Origin of the sequence: Halopseudomonas oceani, assembly GCF_002903165.1 — a bacterium.
Classification (GTDB): Bacteria; Pseudomonadota; Gammaproteobacteria; order Pseudomonadales; family Pseudomonadaceae; genus Halopseudomonas; species Halopseudomonas oceani.
Genome location: NZ_PPSK01000001.1, coordinates 295,032 through 313,900, shown reverse-complemented (window position 1 = coordinate 313,900; position 18,869 = coordinate 295,032). Strand labels below are relative to the sequence as shown.

The following is an 18,869-nucleotide window of genomic DNA, read 5'->3' as shown; positions in this document are numbered from 1 at the left end:
TTTGAGGATAAAGGCATGCAACAACTGAATCCATCAGAGATCAGTGACATCATCAAGAAGCGGATCGAACAGCTCGATATCGCTTCTCAGGCACGTAACGAAGGTACGATTCTTTCCGTATCTGACGGTATCGTGCGGATTCACGGTCTCGCCGATGTAATGTACGGGGAAATGCTCGAGTTTCCCGAAGGCGTTTTTGGTATGGCACTCAACCTGGAGCAGGACTCCGTTGGTGCTGTAATTCTGGGCGACTACCTGGGTCTGGCCGAAGGCATGACCGTCAAGTGTACCGGCCGCATCCTGGAAGTACCGGTTGGTCCGGAACTGCTGGGTCGCGTTGTCAACACACTGGGCCACCCGATCGATGGCAAGGGCGATATCAACGCCAAGCACACCGATGCGGTTGAAAAGGTTGCTCCGGGCGTGATCTGGCGTAAGTCGGTTGATCAGCCCATCCAGACTGGTTACAAGGCTGTCGACGCGATGGTTCCGGTAGGTCGTGGTCAGCGCGAGCTGATCATCGGTGACCGCCAGACCGGTAAGACTGCCATGGCGGTTGACGCGATCATCAACCAGAAAGGTTCCGGCGTTAAGTGTGTTTACGTTGCCGTAGGTCAGAAGCAATCGACCATCGCCAACGTGGTACGCAAGCTGGAAGAGCACGATGCAATGGCTCACACCGTCATCGTTGCCGCTTCCGCCTCCGACCCGGCTGCCCTGCAGTTCCTGGCTCCGTATGCCGGCTGCACCATGGGTGAATACTTCCGCGACCGCGGCGAAGACGCTCTGATCATCTATGATGACCTGTCCAAGCAAGCTGTTGCCTACCGTCAGATCTCCCTGCTGCTGCGTCGTCCTCCGGGACGTGAAGCCTATCCGGGTGACGTGTTCTATCTCCACAGCCGTCTGCTGGAGCGCGCTTCCCGCGTTTCCGAAGAGTACGTCGAGAAGTTCACCGATGGTGCGGTAACCGGCAAAACTGGCTCGCTGACCGCTCTGCCGATCATCGAAACCCAAGCAGGTGACGTATCTGCGTTCGTACCGACCAACGTGATCTCCATTACTGACGGTCAGATCTTCCTGGAGTCCAACCTGTTCAACTCGGGTGTCCGTCCGGCCGTCAACGCCGGTGTCTCGGTATCTCGTGTAGGTGGTGCGGCTCAGACCAAGATCATCAAGAAGCTGTCCGGTGGTATCCGTACCGCACTGGCTCAGTATCGTGAACTGGCAGCATTTGCCCAGTTCGCATCCGATCTGGACGAAGCTACCCGCAAGCAGTTGGAGCACGGTCAGCGCGTTACCGAGCTGATGAAACAGGACCAGTACGCTCCGATGTCCATCGCCGAGATGGGTATCAGCCTGTTTGCTGCCGAGAAAGGCTTCCTGACTGACGTCGAGCAAGCCAAGGTCGGTGCTTTCGAGAAAGCCATGATCGCCTACTTCAAGTCCGAGCACGCAGACCTGCTTGCCAAGATCAACGAGAAAGGCGATTACAACGACGACATCGAAGCTGCCATCAAGGCCGGCATCGAGAAGTTCAAGGCAACCCAGAGCTGGTAAGCCGACAGCGGGGAGCAGCGTGAGCTGATCCCCGCATCGTGCGACCCGGCCAAGGGCTAACCTGAAAGGGTGTGACATGGCAGGCGCAAAAGAGATTCGCGGTAAGATCGCGAGTATTAAAAGTACGCAGAAGATCACCAGCGCCATGGAAAAGGTGGCGGTCAGCAAGATGCGCAGAGCACAACAGCGCATGGCTGCCAGCCGTCCTTACGCTGAGCGTATCCAGCAGGTGATTGGTCATCTGGCCAACGCCAACCCGGAGTATCGTCACCCGTTCATGCAAGAGCGTGAAGTCAAGCGGGTGGGTTACATCGTGGTGAGCACGGATCGTGGTCTCTGCGGTGGTCTGAACACTAACCTGTTCAAGGCCCTGGTCAACAGCATGAAAGAGTGGCGTGACCGCAACGTTGAAACCGAGCTTTGTGTGATCGGTAGCAAGGGCGCTTCCTTCTTTCGCAGCTACGGCGGAAACGTTGTCGCAGCGATCAGCAACCTGGGCGAGCAGCCTGCGTTGAACGATCTGATCGGTAGCGTCAAGGTGATGCTGGATGGCTACAACGAAGGTCGCATCGACCGTCTGTACCTGGTCAGCAACGGCTTCGTCAACACGATGGTCCAGCAGCCGAAAGTGGATCAGATGATCCCGCTGGTCGCCTCCGAAGAGGGCGACGCACAGACAGGCAACTGGGACTACCTGTACGAGCCCGATGCACGACAGCTGCTGGATGGACTGCTGGTGCGGTACATCGAGTCCCAGGTCTATCAGGCCGTGGTTGAGAACAATGCCTGTGAGCAGGCTGCACGTATGATCGCGATGAAGAACGCGACTGACAACGCCGGTGAACTTATCGGCAACCTGCAGCTTATCTACAACAAGGCTCGCCAGGCAGCGATCACTCAGGAAATTTCGGAAATCGTCGGCGGCGCCGCCGCGGTTTAACGGTAACGGTTTCAACCATTTAGAGGAACCAACAAATGAGTAGCGGACGTATCGTTCAAATCATCGGCGCCGTCATCGACGTGGAATTCCCGCGCGAAGACGTGCCGAAGGTGTATGACGCGCTGCAGGTGACCGACAAGGGTCTGACCCTTGAAGTTCAGCAGCAACTGGGTGATGGCGTTGTACGTACCATCGCCATGGGTACCACTGAAGGTGTGAAGCGCGGTCTGACCGTTGCCAACACCGGTGCCAACATTTCCGTGCCGGTTGGGGTCAAGACCCTGGGCCGTATCATGGACGTACTGGGCAACCCGATCGATGAAGCAGGTCCGATCGGTGAAGAAGAGCGTTGGGGTATCCACCGCGCTGCTCCCAGCTACGACGAGCAAGCTGGCTCCAACGAGCTGCTGGAAACCGGCATCAAGGTTATCGACCTGGTTTGCCCGTTTGCCAAGGGCGGTAAGGTTGGTCTGTTCGGTGGTGCCGGTGTCGGCAAGACCGTAAACATGATGGAGCTGATCCGTAACATCGCGATCGAGCACAGCGGTTACTCTGTATTCGCCGGTGTGGGTGAGCGTACTCGTGAAGGTAACGACTTCTATCACGAGATGAAGGACTCCAACGTACTGGACAAGGTAGCCCTGGTATACGGCCAGATGAACGAGCCGCCGGGTAACCGTCTGCGCGTTGCACTGACCGGCCTGACCATGGCCGAGAAGTTCCGTGACGAAGGTCGTGACGTTCTGCTGTTCATCGACAACATCTACCGTTACACCCTGGCCGGTACCGAAGTATCCGCTCTGCTGGGTCGTATGCCGTCTGCGGTAGGTTACCAGCCGACTCTGGCTGAAGAGATGGGCGTTCTGCAGGAGCGTATTACCTCCACCAAGACCGGTTCCATCACTTCCATTCAGGCCGTATACGTTCCCGCGGATGACCTGACTGACCCGTCTCCGGCAACGACCTTCGCTCACCTTGATGCGACCGTCGTACTGTCCCGTGACATCGCGTCCCTGGGTATCTACCCGGCCGTTGACCCGCTGGATTCCACCTCCCGTCAGCTGGATCCGCTGGTAATCGGTCAGGAGCACTACGACGTTGCTCGTGGCGTTCAGTATGTTCTGCAGCGTTACAAGGAGCTGAAGGACATTATCGCGATTCTCGGTATGGACGAGCTGTCTGAAGAAGACAAGCAACTGGTAGCTCGCGCTCGTAAGATCCAGCGCTTCCTGTCCCAGCCGTTCTTCGTTGCTGAAGTGTTTACCGGCGCACCCGGCAAATACGTCCCGCTGAAAGAGACCATCCGTGCATTCGGTGGCATCCTCAAAGGCGAATTCGATCACCTGCCCGAGCAGGCCTTCTACATGGTTGGTACCATCGACGAAGCGATCGAGAAAGCGAAGAAACTGTAATGGGTGTGCCCTCGAAAGGGGGCACAAGACCGAGGCGATACAATGGCTATGACAGTGCACTGCGATATCGTAAGCGCGGAAGAAGAGCTGTTCTCAGGTCTGGTTGAACGGGTCATTGCACACGGTAACCTGGGTGACCTGGGCATCATGCCCGGCCACGCACCGCTGCTGACCGACCTCAAGCCGGGCCCGGTTCGGGTGATCAAGCAGGACGGTGGCGAAGAGGTGTTTTACATCTCTGGCGGCTTCCTGGAAGTTCAGCCGAAGGTGGTGAAGGTGCTCGCTGACACGGCAATCCGTGCTGGCGACATCGACGAGGCAGCCGCTCTGGAAGCAAAGAAAGCCGCAGAACTCGCCCTCAGCGAGAAAGGCGCAGAATTCGACTACGGTTCGGCTTCTGCCCGTCTTGCCGAGGCCGCGGCCCAATTGCGGACAGTGCAGGAACTTCGCAAGAAGTACGGCGGACCGGCCCTCAACAACCGGTAAGGCCGGCGGCAAGCTCTAAGCCGCAAACTGTAAAAAAACCGCACGGCGCCATGCCGGGCGGTTTTTTTTTACTTCCCGATAGCTGCAACGGCTATCAGGCGTTTTCCTGCACGGCTGTCCCGATAAACCTGTGTGGCTTGTGGCTTAAAGCCTGAGGCTTCCAGCTTTGCTAGAATGCGCGCACTGCCATTTTCACAGGATATTTCCCGATGAATCTTCACGTCGTTGTTCTCGCCGCCGGACAGGGCACCCGCATGCGCTCCAAACTGCCCAAGGTGTTGCATCCGGTCGCCGGCAAACCCATGCTCGGCCATGTGATCGACTGTGCGAGAACACTGTCACCGACGAAGATTCACGTGGTGATTGGCCATGGCGCCGAGCTGGTACGTGAGCGCCTGGATGCGACTGACCTGAACTGGGTGCTGCAGACTGAGCAGCTGGGCACCGGCCACGCGGTTGCCCAGGCGTTGCCTGCAATCGACGGAGCAGACCAGATTCTGGTGCTGTATGGTGACGTGCCACTGCTGCGCGCCGAGACCTTGCAGCAGCTCAGTAAGCAGGCAGGCTCCCAAGCGCTGGGCATGCTGACGGTCAACATGGCGGATCCGACAGGGTACGGCCGTATTCTGCGCGATGGGCTAGGGCAGGTTCAGGCCATTGTCGAGCAGAAGGACGCCACGGCAGAGCAATTGCTGATCTGCGAGGGGAACACCGGCATCATGGCGCTGCCCGGCAGCCAGGCGGCGCGCTGGCTGAACAGCCTGTCCAACCAGAACGCACAGGGCGAGTATTACCTGACCGATGTGGTTGCCATGGCGGTGGCAGAGCAGATTCCGGTCGAAGTCGCGCAGCCGGAAGATGAGCCGGAAGTGCTAGGCGCCAATAATCGGGTTCAATTGGCCGTTCTGGAAGCCGAATATCGTCGTCGGCAGGCTGAGCGGTTGATGACCGAGGGTGTCACCCTTGCCGACCCGTCTCGTATCGATGTGCGTGGTGAGGTAACCGTTGGCCGCGATATCAGTATCGACATCAACGTGGTGCTGGAGGGCAGTGTGGTGATCGAGGATGACGTCATCATCGAAGCCAACTGCGTGCTGCGTAACTGCCGAATTGGCGCAGGAAGTTATATCAAGGCGTTCAGCCATATCGAAGACGCCGTGCTGGCGGCAGACTGCGACGTGGGCCCCTACGCACGCCTGCGTCCGGGCACCAATCTGCAGCGTGGTGCCAAAATCGGTAACTTCGTGGAAACCAAGAAAGCCAATATCGGTGAAGGTTCCAAGGTAAATCACCTGTCCTATATCGGTGATGCCGAGGTCGGCCCGGGGGTAAACATCGGGGCCGGCACCATTACCTGCAACTACGACGGGGTCAACAAGCACCTGACTACCATAGGGGAGGGTGCGTTCATCGGCACCAACACCGCGTTGGTCGCACCGGTAACCGTTGGTGCCCGCGCAACGACTGCCGCCGGTTCGACAATTACTCTGGACGTACCTGCCGACAGCCTGGGCGTCAGTCGGGCACGTCAGCGTAATATCGAAGGCTGGAAACGCCCGACGAAGCAGTAAAGTGTCTGAAATGCGGCGGTCAGCACCCGGTTTTGAGCAGTAGCGCAAAGCGCGTTCACTCGACTGTTCTATAGTGAAGGGAGTTTTGCTCTGCTTGGGGGGATGTCCGTATGCTCGCGCAACTGACCGCTTCTTTGAGTGCGTTGAAACTACCGTTACGGCTCAGCTTGCCCGACGGTGGCAGTGTTGATCTTGGTCCATCGCCTCGGGTTGAACTGACGATTCATGACCCCGCGCTGCTGCAGGAACTGCAGGCGCCGCGTCTCGACCGGCTCGGTGAGGCCTTTGTCCAGCAGCGCCTGGATATCCGCGGCAGCGTGCTGGAAGCTGTCGCGGTTGCTGATCGGCTAAGCAGTCTGCTGGTGCCGGAGCAGGACAATGGCGACGTCCTGCACCAGCCGCATGATCGTCGGACCGACGCTGATGCCATCGCTTATCACTACGACCTCTCCAATGCGTTCTATGCGCTCTGGCTCGATCCGGAGATGGTTTATTCATGTGCCTACTTCCGTCACCCTGACGATTCGCTGGCCAAGGCGCAGGTCCAGAAGCTGGATCACCTTTGTCGCAAGCTGAGATTGCACAGTGGGGAGCGGCTGCTGGATGTTGGATGCGGTTGGGGCGGGCTGGCTCGCCACGCCGCGAGGGAGTACGGTGTTCACGTCCACGGGATTACCCTGAGCAAGCAGCAGCTCAAACTGGCCAGTGAACGGGTGGCGGCGCAGGGGCTCGGTGATCGCGTTCATCTGGAATTGCGCGACTACCGTGACCTTGCTGGCAAGGAAAACTACGACAAGATCATCAGCGTCGGCATGTTCGAACACGTCGGGCATGCAAACCTGCCGGAGTATTTCCGTGTTCTTCAAAATCAGCTGAAGCCGGGCGGGCTGGTCATGAATCATGGCATAACCGCTCACCACGTTGATGGCCGACCAGTGGGACACGGCGCTGGCGCGTTTATCGGTCGTTACGTCTTTCCCCATGGAGAGTTGCCGCATCTGTCGATGGCGGTCGCCGGGTTGAGCGATCAGGGCCTGGAGGTCGTTGATGTGGAAAGTCTGCGTATGCATTACGCTCGCACGCTGGAGCTCTGGAGTAACAATTTGGAGCAAAAGCTGGATCAGGCTGCAGCGCTGGTCGATGAGCGTGCGTTGAGAATATGGCGTATCTATCTCGCTGGGTGCGCCTACGGTTTCTCGCGCAACTGGATGGATATTCACCAGATTCTGGCGGTGAAGCCACTGCCAAACGGCAGCCATTCGCTACCTCTTACCCGCGAAGACATCTACCTTTAGGGCACAGGCGTCATCCGCAGCGAGAGATAGCCGAGGCCCGGCTAGACTGCTACATTGTTGACCACGACCGGGTTGATCTAGCGGAGTGATTGAGTGTCGCTTATTCCATTGACGGAAGAGGAAATTCCCCTCGGCAAGCCCTTGCCGTGGAATATTGTTGATTCCGATGGCAAGGTGCTTTTTCCGCACTCCAAAGTTGTCGATAACAAGCCATTGCTGCTGCAGTTGCTCAAGCTTGGCTTGTTCCGCAACGCCCAGCAGAACAGCGAGAATACGGCTGCCCAGATCGCGGAGCGGCCGGTGTCCAAGCTGGAGCAGATTCAGCTGGCTCCGGGTGACCTGATTCAGCTGCAGACGATGAGCGCCACCAATGCGGAGCGCTATCTGGTACGGATGATTGGATTTCACGCGCCGGTTAGCCTGCTGGTAACCGCGCCGACCAGTCAGGGCAAGCTGGTGTTCGTCAAGGAAGGCCAGCAGCTTCTGGTGCGCGGCTTTGTTGGCAAGGACGCAGTTGCTTACAAGACCCGGGTGCTCAAGTCGAACCTGTCTCCCTTCCCTTATCTGCATCTGGCTTACCCTGATAGTGTGCAGTCGATGCGTATCCGCAGCTCCGCGCGGGTGTCGGTCGATCTGGTCACCGCAATCAATCGCGATAATGGGGCAGCGCAAGCCTCGGCCCGCATGACCGATATAAGCGTTGGCGGTGCGCGCCTGCTGTCTCCGCGACCGGTTGCCAACAAGGACGAGGTGATTAAGGTCTCGTTTCGGATCAACCCGGCTGGGCTGGATGTATACATGACCGTGAGTGCGCGGGTGAGAGCAGTCAGCGCCGATGAGTCGCAGGACAGTCAGATTGCTACCGGGATCGAGTTCATCGATATCAGCGAACAGGATCGGCTCTACCTGACCAACATGGTTTATCAGAACCTTCTGAAAGATACCTTATGAAATCAATTGCTTATGCTCTTGCGGTGGGCGCGCTGCTGGCAACCTCCGTGCCGGTCACTGGCGCCACCCAGACGATCCGGCTGGGCGATACCGAGTTTGCCATGGAGGTCGTTGCTGATCCGGACAGTCGCCGCCAGGGCTTGATGGGGCGCGAGAGTCTGCCCTTTGGCAGCGGGATGCTGTTCGACTTTCCAATAAACACGCGGCCAGCCATCTGGATGCACAATATGGTGATCAGTCTGGATCTGGTGTTTGTTGCCGCCGATGGACGTATCGCCCACGTGTTCCCTGAGGTGCCGCCCTGTGCGGATCTGCCTTGTGCTGTCTATCAGGCAGCGGAACCACTGCGCTGGGTGTTCGAGTTGCCGGCCGGTAGTGTGGATAAGCTTGGTTTGAAGGTTGGGGATAACCTGGACCTGTCTGTACTTCCGGCAACCCCACCGCCGAACTGAGTCAGGGCTGCTCCCAGCGGCCCTGGCTGATCTGCTCGCAGTAGGCCTTGAGGATCGGAGCATCTTCGGCAGCGCTGTAGTAGTGGATATCCTGTTGATAACCTACGCCTTCGGTGTGCGCACCATGACAGATGCCATAGGCGCCGTCAGGGCAACTTTCCTGCATCTGAATGCTGAACTCCCGGCCAGGAATCTGTGGCTGGCAGAACTGCTGCTCGAACAGGGCGGGAGGAATGCTGCCGTTCTGCTGGCACATTCGCACGGGCAGATCCTGATCGGTCGACTCTATCAGGCAGGCACTGGCCAAGAGCTGGGGGCTGATCAGGCAGAGTAGCAGGGCAACGACGCGTGGCATGGTCATTCCGGGCAAAGCGGATACCTTACTGGCTCAGCAGGCAAGCCCGCAAGCCCTGGTCCAGGGCGTCGCAGTCCGGCTTGGTGGCAAGAATCAGTTCCAGTCGGTTGTCACGGCGCCACGGCGTTTGCTGCCAGGAGTCGGGCGTCGGATTCCCGAGCAGGTTGAATGAGCGCCATCCGGCGTCCGTGTTGAGTACCCCTTTGGCGCGAAGAAAGGGATACTGCTTCAGCCAGTACTGTACCGCATCTCTGCGAAACCGTGATTGCGGCGTCACCCGCCATCCGATGCTGTAGGGGGCTTGGGTTAGCTGGCTTTGCCACACCCATGGTGCGTTGTCCCGCCAGATTTGTCCGCCAATGGTCGGTAACGACGGTGTGGGCAGCTCGTGCGTGGCAGCTGCGCTTGAGTTGGCCGAGGCGCCAGGGAGTTGATGCAAAGGGACTGCTGCGTGTTGGCATAGCACTGCGTCCGGCCAGCGAGCCTGCAGCGCCTGTTGCTGCAGGTGATCAAGCTGATCCGCCTTGTTTGCAATCAGCAGGCCCGCCAGCGGGAGCGCCTGTAGCTGCACTGCCGGCAGACTTTCGTCAGTAAGCAGCTGAGAGGCTTCGCAGACCATGATCAGTGGCTGCAGATCAAGAACCCCTTGCCAGGGCGGGTCAGCCAGCTGTTGCAGCAGGCTGACAGGATGACCTAGCCCTGAGCACTCTATCCACAGACGGTCAGGTCGTGCCTTGCGCAGCAAGCGAGTCAACCCGACCTGAAACGGGACGCCGTTGACGCAGCACAGACAGCCACCGGGGATTTCGCTCAAGCTGACGCCGTCGTTGGCGCTAGCGCCCAGCAGGGCTTGGTCTAGCCCAATCTGGCCAAACTCATTGATCAGGATCGCCCAACGCTCTCCGGCGGGTCGTTGCGCGAGAACTGCCTGGAGCAGGCTGGTTTTGCCTGCGCCCAACGGGCCAGCGATAAGGTGAGTAGGGATCTGGCTTAGCATGGCTGACCGGGTTCCACGTGGAACAATTTTCGCCTTTTTTAAATCGACAGTCGTGCTCTAATAGATTCTGTGTATTTTAGCACTGGCGGGCTCTGTGTAGACCGGGGAGTCACCGTCTGCTCTGCCTGGGAAGGGGTGTGGCGCCAGCTCGATATGCAACTGGCGGGTCCCGTGCAGATCCAGGTGTCCGGCGTAACGATGCTCGCCGGTTACAGTGAACTCAAAAGCGTAGCGCCGAACGATACCGTAGCGGCCGCGGTTCAGGCGAGCAAGCCGTATGCCGCTAAGTGCAACGCTGTCGTCCAGCAGTTGCAAGTCATTGCGCTCGCAGTGCTGGCGTACCAGTGCCAGCGCGCGGTCACGTTGGCCAAGGACACGCCATAGCCACCAGACGAAAAAGGTGCCAATAATCAGCAGTGTGGCGTGGCCTAGATTGAACACGTGGGTGAGACTCAGGTTGCTACGGTGCCAGTCAGTATGCCACGGAAGCGGGCGCTGACCACAGTTGCACCTGGTTGCGCCCGGCCTCCTTGGCTTGATACAGGGCAAGGTCGGCCTGGCGCAACAACTGGTCTGGGCTGCCGCTGGTGGCCAGATCGGCGAAGCCGATGCTGACCTGCAGGCGGTAGCTCTGATCCCGGTGGTAAAACTGCTGATCGGCCAGCATCTGGCGGATCCGATCCAACAGCTGTCGAGCCTGGGCCGCGTCGGTTTCTGGCATCAGCAACACAAATTCCTCACCGCCGAACCGGGCAAAGGTATCGGTACGTCGGGCCTGCTGCTGGCAAAGCTGGCAAAAGTGCTGCAGAGCTTCGTCGCCCCCGAGGTGGCCGAGCTGGTCATTGAGCTGCTTGAAACGATCTAGGTCAAACATGGCCAGGCAAAGCGGGCGGTTGTAACGCTGGCTGCGAATGACGTCGGCAAGCAACTGCTGATGGAAGGCACGGCGGTTGAGAACGCCGGTAAGCGGGTCCCGGGTGGCCTGCTCCTTGAGCTGAGCCGCCATCCGGTTGCTGCGTGCCAGCACCCGTTGGGTGGTCATCAGGCTGCAGCCAACAAAGCCGAGCACCAGCGCGGGTATGGCAAAGTTGTAGGACAACAGGTAGCTAAAGGATGCATAGGGCTGCACATAGGGAGCGTCATGCCACCAATCGAGGTAGGCGAGCGTGCCCCGTAGCAGGGTGGTGGCCGAATACAGCAGCAGACTGGCTCCTACCAGCAAGCGGGCAGGTCGGGTCTCCGGATCGCTGCGCTCGCGCAGCAGCAACCAGATTGCCTGCATCGGAAGCAGCCCTGCGATACTGGAGTAAATACCCATCAACAGGTCGGAGTTGCCGTGGGCCAGCCAATAGTGGGTGTTGGCAATAACCATCGCGCCGACGCTGGCGGGAAGTGTCCACCAGGGCAGCGGTCGGCGCATGAACTTGAAAATGCCGAGCAGAAAAAAGGCTTCTCCGGCGAGCTGGGCGGCGTTGCCGAGGACATTGAGTAGCGGACTGCGGGTAACCACGAAGCCCATAAACATGACTACACCGCCAATCAGGGTCCAACCGCTCGCCATCCAGAAGCCGGGACCAGATTCACCAGGCGCCATCAGATACAGCGCGGTAGCGCAGAGCGCGATGGCGACCAGCAGGCAGATACCCAGCAGGATAGGGGAAAAGTAAAGCTGGGCCATGGTGAGAAAAGCCTTCCTTTGGCGAACGCTGGCTAAAGTATATCCCCGGGCTGGTCAGATACTAAACACGTTGGTGCAATTGCGCCGATACCGGGGAGGGTAACCGCTAGGTAGGCGACGCGTGATGTGCGCGCGCTCCGACTCGGTTACCGCGGATATCTCAGGTGAGTGTTGCCTGACGGACGCTCAGTATGCGGATCTGGTCGCTGTGAGGATAGTGCCAGCGAACGTTCACGTCCCACAGTTGCACGCCGTATTCGCGGTCGGGTGCCGGTTGCTGGTAGGCCGGTTTCGGGTCCTGACTGAGGCACTGTTCGATCAGGGCAACGAGGGGTTGCCGGAGACGGTCCTGATGCTGTTGAGCCTCTTCTCGTGCGGCATCGGTCCAGGTTACCGCAATGGCCTCGGGCGGCTGCGGGGCAAGCGGGTTGATCGCGTCATCGATAGCATCGGCATAGGGGACATACGGTTTGATATCCAGCACCGGAGTGCCGTCGAGCAAATCGACGCCGGACAGCAGCAACTGGCCATTCTCGATACCTTCAAGCCGCACCACCGACTGACCAATCGGGTTGGGTCGGTGGGTTGCACGGCTGGCAAACACGCCGATCCGCTGGTTGCCGCCCAGTCTTGGCGGACGCACCCGCAGGTGCTGTGGTCCGCTGGCGGCAGCGTGGAAGACAAAAATCAGCCAGAGATGGCTAACGCCCTGCAGGCCTTCCAGTGCTTCTGGCTGATGGTAGGGTGGCAGCAGTTCGAGCCTGGCGGTTGCTGCCGGTGCCAGCAGTGGCTGGCGTGGAATAGCGAACTTTTCTGCAAAGCAGGAGTGGATGATACCCACCGGTTCGAACTGCCAGCTCATGGTGTCGGTGTCGCCAGTGGCGGTATGCAGTCGGGACGGTCTGCGGTGATCAGGTGGCTGCAGCCATCGATTTCGATGATCTGCAGGCTTTCTGCCTGCTGTGCGCTGCGGAGCATCGCGCGAGGGTCAAGAATACGGTCACGTGAGGGCACCATAATGGCGCCGCGGCGCACATGCTGATAGATATCCGGGGTGTTGTTTTGCATCCAGTCTGCCAGATCAAGAATGTTGCAGACGAAGGTACTGCCGTGCTTAGGATTGAACGGCAGAGCCATGATCAGCTCGCGCTTGCGTGGATCATCGAGCGGGCCAAACAGCTGACGATTGCTGGCTGAAATCGGCTGCTGCTGCCAGGCAAACAGGTAGAACGGCAGGAACCAGCGGAAAAAGCGCGGGACGTCACGGTAGGGCTTGCCCTGGGGCAGGACAGGGGCTTCCAGCACAACCTCAACCTGAGCGAACAGGTCCGGGCGTTGGCGCGCCGCTTCAAGTACCACGGCGCCGCCGCGGGAATGCCCGTGAACCCGCACCTGTTTGCCGTTGGCAAGGTTTTCCAGCGCCTGGTTGAGCACCTCGGCGTCGTAGGCGATGGTGCAGGGTCTGGCTTGTGGTTCGCTGACCCAGCTGGCCTTGCTGAACTGGGGCCGGTTGACCGGCACGTGGTAGTCGGCGCTGGTGAGCAGAATGAGTTGCAGCGACGGATCCTGATAGTGCTCGGTAAAGTAGAGGAAGTTCTCCACAAAGCCGGGCATCACGATGACAGTCTGTTCGGCGTCTTCCGGCCCGCGCCGGGCCACTGTGGCCAGGCCAACCCGGTAGAGCTCCCCGGCAAACTCGACAGCCTGTACCTGGGGTGACTCGCGGCGCAGCAGCCAACGGCGGAGGCTGAAGGCGACGATGAAAAACAGGCCAATCAGCCCAATCAGAAGTTGCATACTGTCTTATCCTGAATGCTGGGGCGGGAGGTCCAGCTTAGCGTACTCGCTGCTGGCCAGGGGCCACCCGGGTGGGGGATTGTAGCTTGGCTTATTCCCCGTCGTAGAGCCAAACGCGTGCCGCTTGCAGTTGGTAGCTAGCGTCTGCCAGCTCATTGCTGGTCTGCTCGACCCGCAGTGTGCCCTGAACCCAGTAGGGTTGGTAAATATCGTCGATGGCAATGCCTGCCGGGTACTCGACCAGAATGATCTGATTGGGCGGCGGTGGTGGCACGTGAATACAGGCGCCGGCATAGGGAACCAGAAAGAAGCTGGTGTAGCGGCCGTTATCGTCGGTTTCCAGCGGCACCGGGTAGCCACCGATACGCAGGTTCTTGCCATCGTACTTGGCGACGACTCTGGTCGAATACATGACTTCTGGCAGGCTGTTGTCCCGTTGGCGCAGGCTGTTGCTGAAGTTGCCCTCTGCATCCAGCCCTGTACCGTGATCGATTTCCGGCATATCGAGCATGGCCTGATAGTCCTCGGCCGGCAGCAGGTCGAGCCAGTCGACGGTCAGAGGCTCGCTGGCATGGACCGGCAGGGCTAAGGCGAGCAACAGTATGGCGGAGCGCAGAAGCATGGGAGTATCCACTCTGGTATCGAATGCCGTTATCGGACCGGCGTTGGCGCGCAGTGTTCCATAGTGCGCGCGCGCTGACTACTCGGCCCAGCGCTCGCGGATATGATTGATATCGTCGAGGCGACGCAGGAAGCAGTCGACCAGATCCGGATCGAAGTGCCGGCCGCTCTGCTCGCGGATCAATGCCACCGCGTCTTCCACGCTCCAGGCCTTCTTGTACGGGCGCACGCTGGTCAGCGCATCAAACACGTCGGCGATCGCAACGATTCGGGCCTCGATCGGTATCGCGTTGCCGGCCAGACCGGCCGGATAGCCGCTGCCGTCCCACTTTTCATGGTGACCGAGGGCAATGCGGTGGGCCATCTTCAGCATGCTGGCGTCGTGTTCACCGATGATCTGCGCACCGATTTCCGGGTGTTTCTGCATGATCTTCCATTCGGCGTCATCCAGCTTCCCCGGCTTTTGCAGTATTGCATCGGGGATGCCGATCTTGCCGACGTCGTGCATTGGCGCGGCGTGCAACAGCTCGTCGGCTTCCTCCGCGCTGAAACCTGCTTCCAGCGCGATGATCCGTGAGAAATGGCTCATCCGAATGACATGCAGGCCGGTTTCATTGTCTTTGTACTCGGCGGCCATACCGAGTGCCTGAACAATGTTGAGGCGGGTTTCGCGCAGCACTTCAGCACGGACCAGCGACAGATGAGTACGCACTCGCGCCTTGACGATGGGGGCACTGACCGGCTTGGTGATGTAATCGACCGCACCCAGCTCGAAGCCACGGATCTCGTCGTCGACGTTGGAAAGCGCGGTAACGAAGATCACCGGAATGTCGCTGGTGTGCGGGTCGCTCTTGAGCTGCGCGCAGACCTCGTGGCCGGTCATGCCTGGCATCATCACGTCGAGTAGAATCAGCTGTGGTCGCTCGGCCGCTGCCAGCTCCAGCGCCCGTTGACCATCGCGGGCAAACAGCAGGCGGTAGTGCTCCTGCAGGATGTGCTTGAGCACGTGCAGGTTGGCGGGCTCATCGTCGACCAGCAGCAGAACCTGGCGGGTGTCCTTGAAAGGCATACAATCAATCTTCTGTAGTGGCAACGCTGCGCTCGGCTTCCAGCAGCGAGATTGCCGTTGCAAAGTCAAAGTCGTCCAGCGCCTTTTCCAGGGCCTGGCGTTGCTCGGGCTGCAGTACTCCAGCCAGCTGTTGCAGCGCCTGTTCATTTACTTCGCTGCGATTGAGCACGGTGATCAGCTTGTCGATCAGTTCATGCCGTTCTTCGGCCGAGAGCGAACCATTGGCCGCCGCGGTGCTGCGCGGTGCCGGGTTCGGCAACGCCGCCCGGGTCTGCTCGGCTGCGGTCAGCAGCGCTTGATGGCAGGCGGACAGCTGGCGCGAGTTACCGTGTTGCAGCTGCTTCTCCAGTCCGGCAGCGGCTTGCTGTAATATCTGCAGAGACAGGTTGCCGGCACTGCCGTTGATTCGGTGAACCTGCGTCCGTGCCTGATCACGATCCTGCTGGATGAGCGCGTGGCCAAGGTCTTCGAGGCGGTCGGGCAATTCGGCAAAGAAGCGCTCAATGGCTTGTGTCAATGCGCTGCGGTTGCCCCAGCGTCGTTCGCCGTCGGCCCAGTCGATCAGTTGTGGGCCAGTCCGGTCGGCAGAGCCCTTTGGTTCGCCACTGCTGACCAGCAGCCCCAGCACCCGGGCGATTTCGCGCTTGAGTGCGGCACGTTCGACCGGTTTGGACGCGAAGCCTTCCATACCCGCTTCACGGGCTGCCTGACGGTCCTTGTCCAGTACGCTGGCGGTGAGCGCGATGATCGGAGTTGGCGGCTTGCCCATATTGGCTTCGTAACGGCGGATAATGCGCGCCGCCTCAAGGCCGTCCACTTCAGGCATCTGCATGTCCATCAGAATCAGGTCGAAGTCTTCTTCGACGATTCGCTCAAATGCATTCAGGCCATTGCTGGCGCTGCGTACACGATGGCCTTCTGCGCGCAGCATTATTTCCATCAGCTGAATATTGTCTGGTACATCGTCCGCCACCAGGATGCGTAGCGGTGGCAGCTCAATGCGACCGGCGTTGTCCTTGTGCAGTCGCACTACCTGATCGTCGAGCGGCTGCAGCGGCAGCGTAACTTCGAAGGTTGAGCCCTGATTGGGTGTGCTTTCGACACGAATACTGCCGCCCATCAGCTCGACCAGCTGGTGGGCGATGGTGGTTCCTAGACCGGTACCGCCGAAGCGACGGCTCATCGAGGCATCGGCCTGGGCGAAGGGCTCAAAAATCTGTTGCAGGCGGTCTGGTGCGATGCCGATGCCGGTATCACTGATGCGGATTCGGACCTGCTGCTGGTCGCTGTCTACCCGCAGTCCGACGCTGCCCTGCTGGGTGAACTTGATCGCGTTACCCAGCAAGTTGGTCATTACCTGACGCACCCGCAAGGCGTCGCCGCGATAGTGCTGCTGTTGCAGGAGGTACTCGAAATTGAGCTGTAGTCCCTTGTAGCCGGCCTCCAGCGAAAAGGCGTTGATCAGTTGCTGGCACAGTTCGTACAGGGAGAAATCCTGCAGGTCGAGTTGCACTGCCCCTTTCTCCAGCTTGGCAGTATCCAGAATATCGTTGAGCAGGCCCAGCAACGAGCGGGCGGACTGGTTGACGGTTTTCAGATACTTGCGCTGAGTGCTGCTGAGTGACTCGTTCAGGAGCACTTCGCTGAAGCCGATGATGGCGTTCATCGGGGTCCGGATTTCATGGCTCATGTTAGCGAGGAAGGCGCCTTTGGATTCGGCTGCCAGCTCTGCGCGGTCTTTTGCTTCGAGCAGGTCGAGCTCCATGCGGTGGCGTTCGCTGAGATCGGTGACCAGCATGATCACCTTGCTGGGATTGCCATAGGCATCCATGATCGGATTGAAGTAGATCTGGACGTGGATGCTGCTGCCACTGGCGTGTTGCAGGCTGTACTCGCCAGCCAGATACTCGCCCTGGCGTACCTGTTGCCATTGCGCCTCGGTAAACTGATCGGACCCCAGCAGTGATTGGTAGTGGTGGTCGTTGAGTTGTTCTGCCGGGTAGCCGCATAGCTCAAGCAGGCGCGGATTGCTAAAGCGGATGCAGCCGTTCAGATCCAGCTCAGCCATGCCCTGGGCCTGGCTGATGGCATGCACAATGCCTTCGAACTCGGCGTTGCGCAGCTTGGTTTCCGTGATGTCGATGATGACCCCATCGATCCACTCCGGGTCGCCGTTGTCGTCAAAGATTGCGCTGGCGTACTCGGTAACCCAGCGTATGCGGCCGTCGCGGTGGATGATGCGGTATTCGAGGTTGTACTTTTCGCGGCGGCCAATCGCGGCCATGACGTGCTCGACGGTGAAGTCGCTATCGGCTGGGTGAATGATGTCGGCGAAACTCAGGTCGTTGCCGGAAAAACGCTCGGTCGGCCAGCCGGTCAGTTGTTCGACGGCATCGCTGATAAACAGCATGCGCCAGTCTTCGCGAGGCAGGCAACGGAAGGTCACGCCAGGGATATTGCTGATCAGGCTGCGGTACTGCTCCTCACGCTCCTGCAGCGAATTTTCCAGCTCCCGGCGCTCGGTGATATCGCTGACAAAGCCGACAAACTGGTCTTCGCCCGCGATTTTGGACTGCCCCATCGCCACTCTGACGGGGAAGATGTCGCCATTGCGGCGGCGGCACCAGCGCTCGATGTTGACAGCAATCCGATCCGGGTAGCGCCCGGCATTGAAATCCTCAAGGAATCCGCGCATCAACTCGGCTGAGTGTTCCGACAGTACCCTGTTCAGGTGCTGGCCGATCAGGTCACTGCGTTGCCAGCCAAACATCTTCTCTGCGGCATTGTTGACGTCGCGAATGATACCGCTGGTGTCCCAACTTACGATGGCGTCGACAGCGGTATCGACGATACCGCGGATTTGCTCCTGGCTGGCCTGTACGCGCTGGTAGAGCTGACTGAAGCGAATCATGCCGTTGATTGCGCCGACCAGGGTGCCAAATACCAGAACCGCGATGGCGATCAACAGGCCGTGATCCTGCTGGTGGCTGTATTGTGGTGTGTAGCCCACTTCAGGCGTGCCGACAAAGCGGGCGGCCGCCATGCCGGTGTAGTGCATGGCAGAGATGGCGAGCCCCATCACAACGGCTGCTACCAACAGGCTTGTATGGCTCTCTTCGAGTAGACCAAAGCGAATCCACAGCGACACTATCGCCAGCACGATAGCGATACCAATCGAGCCGGCAAACCACAGCGGGTCAAACAGCAGCTGCGCGTTCATGCGCATCGCTGTCATGCCCACATAGTGCATAACGCCAATACCGGTACCAATCAGCAGGCCGCCAACCAGCAAGCCCCGAACGCCCAGCTGTGGACGGGAGAGCAGATGGAGGGCAACCAGCGATGCGGCCACCGCCGGCACCATCGACAGCAGCGTGGTCTGAGAATCGTACTCAACGTCCAGCGGCAGGCTGAATGCCAGCATCCCGATGAAGTGCATGGCCCAGATACCGCCACCGAGCGCAACCGCGCCGCTGATCAATGCGCCATGACGGGTCAGCGGGGTAGCCGCCTTGTGGGCGAGCCCCGCAACCTGCAGCCCAAGCCAGGAGGCTGCAATCGCTACCAAGATAGAGACCAGCATCAGGGCATGGTCATGATGACCTTGCAGCAGGGTGCCCTGATGCAAATCAGCGCGATAGAACCAGGAATGGATCGGCATGCTTCGCTCCTGAGAGTGCCCGAC

Annotated in this window: 17 protein-coding genes; 8 read left to right on the top strand and 9 right to left on the bottom strand. The window is 59.5% G+C overall.

What is annotated here, in order from left to right; translation table 11 throughout:
• Positions 1-15 precede the first annotated feature (15 nt).
• From atpA to C1949_RS01475, 8 genes are all read left to right on the top strand, one after another.
• Positions 16-1,560 carry a F0F1 ATP synthase subunit alpha gene (gene atpA / locus C1949_RS01510; RefSeq protein ID WP_104736696.1) on the top strand — a complete coding sequence of 515 codons (1,545 nt, stop codon included), beginning with the start codon at positions 16-18 and terminating at the stop codon, positions 1,558-1,560.
• A 76-nt stretch (positions 1,561-1,636) separates the two neighbouring features.
• The gene (gene atpG, locus C1949_RS01505; RefSeq protein ID WP_104736695.1) at positions 1,637-2,500 is read left to right on the top strand and encodes a F0F1 ATP synthase subunit gamma; all 864 of its coding nucleotides are present in this window, start codon (positions 1,637-1,639) and stop codon (positions 2,498-2,500) included.
• Between the two features lie 35 nt (positions 2,501-2,535).
• Positions 2,536-3,912 carry a F0F1 ATP synthase subunit beta gene (gene atpD / locus C1949_RS01500; RefSeq protein WP_104736694.1) on the top strand — a complete coding sequence of 459 codons (1,377 nt, stop codon included), beginning with the start codon at positions 2,536-2,538 and terminating at the stop codon, positions 3,910-3,912.
• Between the two features lie 42 nt (positions 3,913-3,954).
• Complete coding sequence (locus tag C1949_RS01495) at positions 3,955-4,398, top strand: F0F1 ATP synthase subunit epsilon (protein WP_104736693.1); 444 nt, start codon at positions 3,955-3,957, stop codon at positions 4,396-4,398.
• A 209-nt stretch (positions 4,399-4,607) separates the two neighbouring features.
• A complete protein-coding gene (glmU, locus tag C1949_RS01490; protein ID WP_104736692.1) occupies positions 4,608-5,969 on the top strand; it encodes a bifunctional UDP-N-acetylglucosamine diphosphorylase/glucosamine-1-phosphate N-acetyltransferase GlmU in 1,362 nt (453 codons plus the stop codon).
• A 110-nt stretch (positions 5,970-6,079) separates the two neighbouring features.
• Positions 6,080-7,264: a C17 cyclopropane fatty acid synthase CfaB gene (cfaB, locus tag C1949_RS01485; protein WP_104736691.1), complete on the top strand. Its 1,185-nt coding sequence runs from the start codon at positions 6,080-6,082 to the stop codon at positions 7,262-7,264.
• 93 nt (positions 7,265-7,357) lie between these two features.
• Entirely contained in the window at positions 7,358-8,215 is an 858-nt protein-coding gene (locus C1949_RS01480) for a flagellar brake protein (RefSeq protein ID WP_104736690.1), read from the top strand.
• Positions 8,212-8,667, top strand: coding sequence for a DUF192 domain-containing protein (locus tag C1949_RS01475; protein ID WP_104736689.1), 456 nt, complete (start codon positions 8,212-8,214; stop codon positions 8,665-8,667). The genes C1949_RS01480 and C1949_RS01475 overlap by 4 nt, the downstream gene beginning before the upstream one ends.
• 1 nt (position 8,668) lies before the next feature.
• On the opposite strand, the gene C1949_RS01470 is transcribed toward C1949_RS01475, so the two are convergent.
• The 9 genes from C1949_RS01470 to C1949_RS01430 form a co-directional block, all read right to left on the bottom strand.
• The gene (locus C1949_RS01470) at positions 8,669-9,022 is read right to left on the bottom strand and encodes an NADH:ubiquinone oxidoreductase (RefSeq protein ID WP_104736688.1); all 354 of its coding nucleotides are present in this window, start codon (positions 9,020-9,022) and stop codon (positions 8,669-8,671) included.
• A gap of 25 nt (positions 9,023-9,047) precedes the next feature.
• The gene (locus C1949_RS01465) at positions 9,048-10,019 is read right to left on the bottom strand and encodes a CobW family GTP-binding protein (protein ID WP_104736687.1); all 972 of its coding nucleotides are present in this window, start codon (positions 10,017-10,019) and stop codon (positions 9,048-9,050) included.
• A 57-nt stretch (positions 10,020-10,076) separates the two neighbouring features.
• A complete protein-coding gene (locus C1949_RS01460) occupies positions 10,077-10,460 on the bottom strand; it encodes a DUF3301 domain-containing protein (protein ID WP_170062976.1) in 384 nt (127 codons plus the stop codon).
• 31 nt (positions 10,461-10,491) lie between these two features.
• A complete protein-coding gene (locus C1949_RS01455; protein WP_104736685.1) occupies positions 10,492-11,697 on the bottom strand; it encodes a GGDEF domain-containing protein in 1,206 nt (401 codons plus the stop codon).
• 160 nt (positions 11,698-11,857) lie between these two features.
• The gene (tsaA, locus tag C1949_RS01450) at positions 11,858-12,559 is read right to left on the bottom strand and encodes a tRNA (N6-threonylcarbamoyladenosine(37)-N6)-methyltransferase TrmO (protein WP_104736684.1); all 702 of its coding nucleotides are present in this window, start codon (positions 12,557-12,559) and stop codon (positions 11,858-11,860) included.
• Positions 12,556-13,494 carry an alpha/beta hydrolase gene (locus tag C1949_RS01445; protein ID WP_104736683.1) on the bottom strand — a complete coding sequence of 313 codons (939 nt, stop codon included), beginning with the start codon at positions 13,492-13,494 and terminating at the stop codon, positions 12,556-12,558. The genes tsaA and C1949_RS01445 overlap by 4 nt, the downstream gene beginning before the upstream one ends.
• Positions 13,495-13,585: 91 nt before the next feature.
• Positions 13,586-14,116 carry a DUF3299 domain-containing protein gene (locus tag C1949_RS01440; protein WP_104736682.1) on the bottom strand — a complete coding sequence of 177 codons (531 nt, stop codon included), beginning with the start codon at positions 14,114-14,116 and terminating at the stop codon, positions 13,586-13,588.
• A gap of 78 nt (positions 14,117-14,194) precedes the next feature.
• On the bottom strand, positions 14,195-15,184 hold the full coding sequence (locus C1949_RS01435; RefSeq protein ID WP_104736681.1) for an HD domain-containing phosphohydrolase: 990 nt from the start codon (positions 15,182-15,184) through the stop codon (positions 14,195-14,197).
• 4 nt (positions 15,185-15,188) lie between these two features.
• Positions 15,189-18,845 (bottom strand): PAS domain S-box protein, encoded by a 3,657-nt coding sequence (locus tag C1949_RS01430; RefSeq protein ID WP_104736680.1) that lies wholly within the window; start codon positions 18,843-18,845, stop codon positions 15,189-15,191.
• Positions 18,846-18,869 lie beyond the last annotated feature (24 nt).